The following is a 7552-nucleotide window of genomic DNA, read 5'->3' on the forward strand; positions in this document are numbered from 1 at the left end:
GGCCGCCGTGGGCGCCGCCGCCTCCCCCACCGCCGCGGGAGCCTTCTTCGGCGCGGCCGTCGGCCTGGCCGCGGGCGTCGCGGCCCCGCCGCTGTGGCTGTCCGGCAAGACGCAGGAGAGGCGCAGGCAGATCCGCTCGAGCCTGCCGAACGTGCTGGAGCTGCTCTCGGTGGCGATAGGCGCCGGGCTCACGCCGGAGCGCGCCATCAGGCTCGTGTCGGCGAGGGCCGAAGGGCCCCTCGCCGACGAGTTCGCCGCCGCGGACGCCGACATCGCGATGCTGGGCTACACGCTCCCCGAGGCGCTCGGCAACCTCGCCAGGAGGGTCGAGGTGCCCCAGGTCAGCATGTTCGCCGCCGCGGTGTCCCTCGCCGCCGAGCAGGGCTCGTCGATCGGCGCCGTGATCGAGTCCCAGGCGGAGAGCGCGCGCGGCGCGTACTTCAAGGAGCTCGAGGAGAAGGCGAACAAGCTGCCGACCAAGATGATCGTGCCGATGATCTTCCTCATCCTGCCGTCGCTTTTCATCCTCACGTTCACCCCGCTCGTGCTCACCCTGATCGACACCCTTTAACCTGCGACGAAAAAAGGAGGAACCTATGCGGGTATTCGACGAGATCACCCTGAAAGGCTGGCCGGACGTCGCCGCCGCAGAGACGTTCGCCTCGCGGCTCGTCGGCATGATGGGGCGCAAGGAGGTCGCCGACGGCGAGGGGCTGTGGTTTCCCAGGTGCTCGTCGGTCCACATGAAGTTCATGTCGTGTCCCCTCGACATCGTCGCCATAGACCGGGCAGGGGTCGTCGTAGGCTGCGACACCGTCGCCCCGTGGCAGAAGGTGCCGCGCCGGCCCGGCGCGGCGTCGGTCCTGGAGGTGCGGGCCGGCTCCGCCGCCTCCCTCGGCATCAGGCCCGGCGCGAGGCTTTTGGCCGAGGGGCCGGGCAGCGAGGCGTTCCCGAAAGGAGGCCGCCGACATGATTCCTAGCGATCGCGACGAGCTGGGCGCCTGGTCGCAGGCCCTCGGGAAGCTCGGCGTCAAGGCTGAAGAGTCGAAAAAGGAGCGCAGGCCCGTGACGCGCCGCGCCGCCCTGAAAGGGACCGCGGCCGTCCTGGCGTGCGCCATGATGTGGGACGCCGGGCGCGCCTGGGCCGGCGTGGGCGGAGGCGACTGGGGGTGCAACGACGCCGTCGCGGCGCCGGGTAACTACTTCGGCCACGACGGCGGGTGGGCCTACTCGTCGGACGGCACCTGCTGGATCTCGCTCTCGGCGAACTGCACCATCGGGAGGATGACCGAGCTCTACCTCAACGTGACCGTGAAGGCGTATTTCGCCAACGGCGGCGTATGGAGCCCCACGTGGTTCACCGACTTCCCCGACACCCACGTGCGCACCTTCGTCTGGAACGCCACGGGCGGATACGACGAGGACTCGCACACCGGGTTCTACGACACGACGTACGACTCCAACTCGTACCACGGCCCCTATTGCGAGATCACCCACAGGGTCTCGAGGAAGTCGTCCGACTGGAGGTGCCACCCGGGCGCCCAGGTGTGGTGCGACTCGGCAGACAACGCCAACGGCATCTGGACGCAGGAGTACGGCAGGCAGGTCGTCCCGCACCACCTGCTCGTCAACGACGATTTCTGGATCGGCAAAATCGTGACGCTGCGCGCCTTGAGCTCGCCCGAGCGCTACGCGGACGTCACGGCCGGCGGCGCGGAGGGAACGGGCGTGGTCACCTGGTCGTCCTACGACGCCAGCAACCAGAACTGGGGCGTCGGCCGCAGCGCCCAGGGAAGGTGCTGCTTCGTCCCGATCCACCTCGCCCACCAGACGTACCTCGACCTGAGCGGAGGCGACTGGAACGACGGGGACCGCTTCCAGATCTACGGCGGGAACGGCTCGCTCGCCCAGTCCCACTGGCTTCACCGGATCGGCACGCGCGGCAAGGACCTCGCCGGCGCCCACCTGATAATCCCGGAATGCTCGGGCTGCGCCATGGACAACTCGGGCTGCGGCGACTCGCTCGGCACGGCGGTCGCCCAATGGAACTGCTACGGCAACTGGGACAACCACAACCAGTGGTGGATCTTGGAGGAGCCGCAGTTTCGGGAGGCGTCGCCCGGCAAGCTCAAGCTGGCCGGCCTCAACGACGCGGGGCACCCCGTCGTCGGCCAGGCGCTCTCCGCCCCGAGCCTCGGCGGCGGCCTCACGCTGCCCAAGAACTACGGGTCGACCTCGGGCATCTACTACGCCTACCGGTGGCACCGAAGCGCCGCCCCGCTCGGCCGCACGCTCGTGAAGGGGCAGGCGACCTGCTGGAACCTGTGCGTGACGCCCAAGCCGCAGTTCGCCTCGGAGCACAGCTTCATAGGCAGCCGGGGCAACGGCGTCGCGCTCGAGACGTTCGCGCTCTCGCTCGTGAATCAGGAGTTCGAGGGCGGCATCTCCTACCAATGCCGCATGTTCGCCGGCGGCTCCGGGGGGAGCTGGGGCGACGAGAAGAGCGACGGTCAGGTGGCCGGGTCGCTCGAGGACTCCGTCTACCAGGTCAAGATCCGCCTCACGGGCAAGATGGCCGAGATGTGCGACGTCGACTACGAGCTGAGCAACAGCGACCGCTCGTGGGTGGGCGCCGCCCGCAACGGGGCCGAGACCCCGGCGCCGAGCAGCTACGGGGTCGAGTACCTCAAGGTGTGGGTCACCCGCAAGGACGCCGGCGCGGACGAGATCGCGCGGGACTGGTCGGAGAACGCCGGCTACACGCCGACCGAGGCCGACGTGGGCAAGTGCATAACCTGCGAGGTGGCCGCCAAGCCCAGGAACGGCATCGCGGTGGAGTACCTGGGCAGGATCAACCTCACGAGCGAGGCGGTGCTGCCCGACAAGGCGCGCATCCGCTTCTTCCGCGACGGCGAGTCCGACCCGGTCTACAGCGACGAGGTCGACCGCGGCACCGCCTACAGCGTGCCCCAGGCCGCCACGGCGGCCGCGACGCGGGAAGGATGCGCTGGGCTCGACGGGTGGTACGTGGACCCGGCGTACGCCTCCAAGTTCGCCGACGGCACCGCGCTCGACGGCGACGTCGACCTGTACGCCCGAAACGCCGTGGAGATCTCCTACGCGTCCAACACCGAGGGGCTGCCCCAGGGGGCGTCGTACTCGGCGCAGGCCGGCGGCGCGCTCTGCCCCATCGACGAGGCCTGCGGGTGCCCGGGCGCGACACGGGGCTGGTACGGCAAGACGATGAGCCTGCCGGAGGTCGCCCGGGCCCGGATAGCCTGCACGACCGACGGCGGCGGCCGCTGGCTCGACCTGAAGGCCGAGGGCGGCTGGCACGCCAAGGCCGACCTCTCCGACGAGGCCGGCTCGCGGCTTTCGCTCACCAGGAACGCGACCATGTGGAAGAAATGGGAGTCGTCGACCTACGACGGGATAAGGGAGGACGCGCGCTAGCGGCGCGCCGCAGAGGAAGGAGGCCGGTATGACGGCCATATCTAGGAGAAGGTTCGCCGCCAAGGCGGCGTCTGCGCTCATGGCGGCGGTGCTCGCCGTCGGGATGTGCCTGCCGGCGCTGCCCCTGGCGCAGGGGTCGGGCGTCGGCGCGCAGCAGGCCCAGGCCGCCCAGGGCGAGCTGTCGGGCCAGGCGTACTGCGTGTGCACCAACCCCGGCTACACCAACGCCGACGGCAACCGCTTCGACGTGACCATGCCCGACGGGCAGGTCATAGAGGGACACTGCACGAACTACGGCTGGGCCTACCCCGCCGACGGCTGGTACTCGTTCACCGCGACCTGGGACGGGTCGGGCTACGAGGTGGTGCTCGACACCTACGGCGCGAGCCCGCACCCCAGCTGCCTGCTCGCCGGGCCGTGCCAGACCGTCGGCCGCGCGAAGTGGTACCCCACGGGCGGCATCGACCTTATCAAGGCCTCGGCGAACCCGTCGCTGTCCGACGGCAACCCCTGCTACAGCCTGGCCGGGGCGACCTACGGGGTCTATTCGGACTCCGGCTGCACCGACCGCGTGGCCGGGCTGACCACCGACGCGAGCGGCTACGCGTACGCCGACGGCATCATGGCCGGGACGTACTGGGTCAAGGAGGAGACCGCTTCTGCGGGCTACGCGCTCGACCGGGCCGCCTACCAGGTCGACGTCTCGTACTGCCAGACGGCCCGCGTCAACGGCGGCACCGTGCTCGAGCATCCCTGCGGCGACCCCATCTACATGCTCGTCGGCAAGTACGACGGCTCGAGGACATATAACGGCGAGGGGAACCTCCCGCAGGGCTCCGCGTCGCTTGCGGGCGCCCAGTACACGGTGCGCTACTACGACGGCCAGTACGACGAGGCGGGGCTGCCCGGCGCGCCCACGCGCGAGTGGGTGTTTCAGACCGATAACGATGGATTCTCTTACTTTTCTGACGAATACAAAGTCTCAGGTCCGGAGCTCTACCGAAACCTTGCAGGCGACGCGGTGATCCCCGTCGGCACCTTCACCATCCAGGAGACCAAGGCGCCGGCGGGCTACGTGCTCTCCTCGGAGCTGCACCTGTACAACATCCACGACAACCAGCTCGACGCCTCCGTGCGCGACTACAACGCGCTCGAGCACCCCGAGAGCGTGCAGCGCGGCGACTACCGCCTGACCAAGATAGCCGAGCTCGAGCCCGAGACCTCCGAGCACCCCGGCTTCGACGGCAACGTCGCCGTCGAGGGCGCGCGCTTCGAGATGTACAACTCCACCGGCGGAACGGTGGTCTCCCCCGAGGACGGCCGCGAGGTCGAGCCGGGCGGCCTGGTGTGCACCATCGTGTCCGACGAGAACGGATACGCCTCGACCCGCAACGAGAAGGCCAACGGCTGGTCTGTGCCCGACGGCTGGACGGGCGCCCTGGCGTACGGCGCCTACTGGGTCAAGGAGAAGATCCCGCAGGAGGTGGCCGACCGCTACATGCGCGAGTACGGCGTCAAGATCGCCACCGAGTACGATTGGACCGCCGTGATCTCCGCGGACGGCCAGTACGCGCCGGCCATCGCCGTGACCAACAAGCCCGCGCAGACGTGGCTCAAGATCGAGAAGCGCGACGCCGAGACCGGCAAGGCGATCCCCCTCGCGGCCGCGTTCAAGATCTTCGACTCCGAAGGCCAGGCCGTGACGTACTCCGGCTTCGAGCTGGGCGGCGAGACCAAGGACACCTGGGAGACCGGGCCCGACGGGTCGGTGGGCCTGCCCATGAAGCTCGCGGGCGGCAGCTACACCTTGGTCGAGCAGTCCGCGCCGGAAGGGTACGTGCTCGACGCCGACCCGATCCCCTTCACGGTCGACGCCTACGGAAGCGTGGACAGCCCGCTTATCGTGACCGCGACCGACGTGCCGCAGAAAGGCGTGATAGAGGTCTCCAAGACCGACGCCGCCGACGGCGCGGCGGTCCCCGGCGCGGTGTACGAGGTGCGCGCCGCCGCCGACGTCGCCACCCCCGAGGGCACGGTGCGCGCCAAGGCGGGCGACGTCGTCGACACCCTGGTCACAGGCGAGGACGGCAAGGCGTCGTCCAAGCAGCTCTACCTCGGCTCCTACGAGGTCAAGGAGGTCTCCGTGCCCGAGGGCTGGGCGCTCGACGATGAGACCCATCGCGTGGAGATCGCCTACGCGGGCCAGGAAGCCGCGGTCACCTCCGCGCACCTCGGCGTGACCGACCAGCCCACGACCGTCTCGATCGAGAAGAAATCGTCGCTCGACGGGGCGGCCCTGCCCGGCGCGGAGTTCACGCTGAGCCCCGCGGGCTCCTCGAGCGATAGCTGGGACGCTCAGGCCATCCCGAGCGCCATGGCGTCGGCGCTCGGCGCAGACGTCGCCGTCGAGGACCTCGACGAGCTCGTCTCCTTCTGCGACCCCAAGCACCAGCACCGCGACGAGTCCGTGTGGTTCGAGGCCTCGGTGGACGGCGTGCCGGGCCGCTACAAGGCGCAGCTGGACAACGGCGGAACCCTCCTCGTGTTCGGCTCCGACGACAGCCTGATCTGCGCCATCGACCCTAAGGCATCCTACGAGGACCCCTCGCGCGTGCGCACGGCGGTCGTCGGGGCAGACGGCACGGCCGTCTTCGACCATATCGGGCGGGGATCGTGGGAGGTCCGCGAGACGAAGCCGGCAGACGGCTGCCTCGTCCGCTCCGACAAGGTGTTCTCGTTCACCGTGGGCGACGACGGCCTGATCCGCGCCGAAGGGTCCGAGCCGGCGGCGAAGGCCTGCTTCGAGGTGGAGAACACGCCCGTGACCGCCCGCACCTCGGCGTCCGGCAAGGAGTCCGGGCAGAGCGAGGAGCAGGTCGGCGGCAGGGCCGCCGTCGTCGACAGGTTCGACTACACCGGCCTGCCCGCGGACGGCCGCGTCTTCACGCTGAAGACCGAGCTGCGCTTCGCCGACACGGGCGAGCCGGTCATGGACGGCGATGCGCCGGCCTCGGCGGCGACGGAGTTCGCCCCCGAGGCCATGAACGGGTCGGTCGACGCGGAGATCTCCTTCCCGTCAGACGGGCTGGCCGGCCGCAAGGTCGTCGTCTTCGAGCGGCTCTACATGGGCCGCGAGCTCGTCGCATCCCACGAGGACCTTTCCGACGAGGGGCAGTCCGTCAAGCTCATAGACATCGGCACGAAGGCCAGGGTCTCCCAGACGGGCGGCTCGATGGGCTGCCTCGACGAGTCGATGGAGGTGGTCGACGCCGTGTCGTTCAAGGGCCTGACCCCGTGGAAGCCCTACACCCTCAAATCGGCCCTGGTCGGCGATGACGGGAACATGCTCGTGGTGGACCAGAAAGCGGCCGCCGGCGAGCTCACGTTCACGCCCGAATCGCCGGACGGCGAGGTCGAGGTGAAGATCGCCGTGGACTCGACGGGCCTTGCCGGCAAGCGGCTCACGGCGTTCGAGCGCCTGTTCCCCGCCGACGGCGACGAGCCGGTCGCCAAGCACGAGGATCTCTCCGACGAGGGCCAGACGGTGAGGGTGCCCTCCATCGGGACGACGGCGACCGACGCGCAAAGCGGCACCCACCAGGCCATGGCGACCGAAAGCGTGTCCATATCGGACAAGGTCCAGCACGAGGGGCTCGCCTCGGGCGCGGCGATGCGCCTCGAGGGCAAGCTGGTGTTCGCCGACACCGGCGAGCCGGTGCAAAACGACGGCGGCGAGGTATCCGCCACCGTCGAGTTCGCCCCCGAGCAGGCGGACGGCTCCGTGACCCTGGAGCTTCCCGCGTTCAACGCCCGGGAGCTCGCCGGCCGCAAGGTCGTCGTCTTCGAGCGGCTCTACGACCAGACCTCGGGCTCGCTCGTGGCCGCCCATGAGGACCCCTCCGACGAGGGCCAGACCGTGGCCATAGGCGACGTGCCGGAAAACACCACCACGACCTTCTTCGAGAAGACCGGCGACTGGATCGCGTCGCACTGGATGCTCATCGCGGGCCTGGCGCTCGCGGCCGCCGGCCTGGCGCTCGGCGGCAGGAGGCTCCTGGCGAACGGCGGCGGCAGGTGAGGGCCCGCCGCGGTCGCGCTG

At 69.9% G+C, this 7552-nt stretch carries 4 protein-coding genes; all 4 read left to right on the plus strand.

Annotated elements, in window-relative coordinates:
- The coding region (locus tag SFHG_RS08455) for a type II secretion system F family protein (RefSeq protein WP_162096582.1) at nt 1–571 on the plus strand (571 nt) is incomplete at its 5' end.
- 25 nt (nt 572–596) lie between these two features.
- Nucleotides 597–980 carry a DUF192 domain-containing protein gene (locus tag SFHG_RS08460; RefSeq protein ID WP_042436348.1) on the plus strand — a complete coding sequence of 128 codons (384 nt, stop codon included), beginning with the start codon at nt 597–599 and terminating at the stop codon, nt 978–980.
- Entirely contained in the window at nt 970–3453 is a 2484-nt protein-coding gene (locus tag SFHG_RS08465) for an RICIN domain-containing protein (RefSeq protein WP_042436350.1), read from the plus strand. Before SFHG_RS08460 ends, SFHG_RS08465 begins: the two co-directional genes overlap by 11 nt.
- A 28-nt stretch (nt 3454–3481) precedes the next feature.
- Nucleotides 3482–7531, plus strand: coding sequence for a VaFE repeat-containing surface-anchored protein (locus SFHG_RS08470; RefSeq protein WP_042436352.1), 4050 nt, complete (start codon nt 3482–3484; stop codon nt 7529–7531).
- Nucleotides 7532–7552: the final 21 nt, after the last annotated feature.

It is taken from the genome of Senegalimassilia anaerobia JC110 (assembly GCF_000236865.1).
In the GTDB taxonomy this organism is placed as follows: Bacteria; Actinomycetota; Coriobacteriia; order Coriobacteriales; family Eggerthellaceae; genus Senegalimassilia; species Senegalimassilia anaerobia.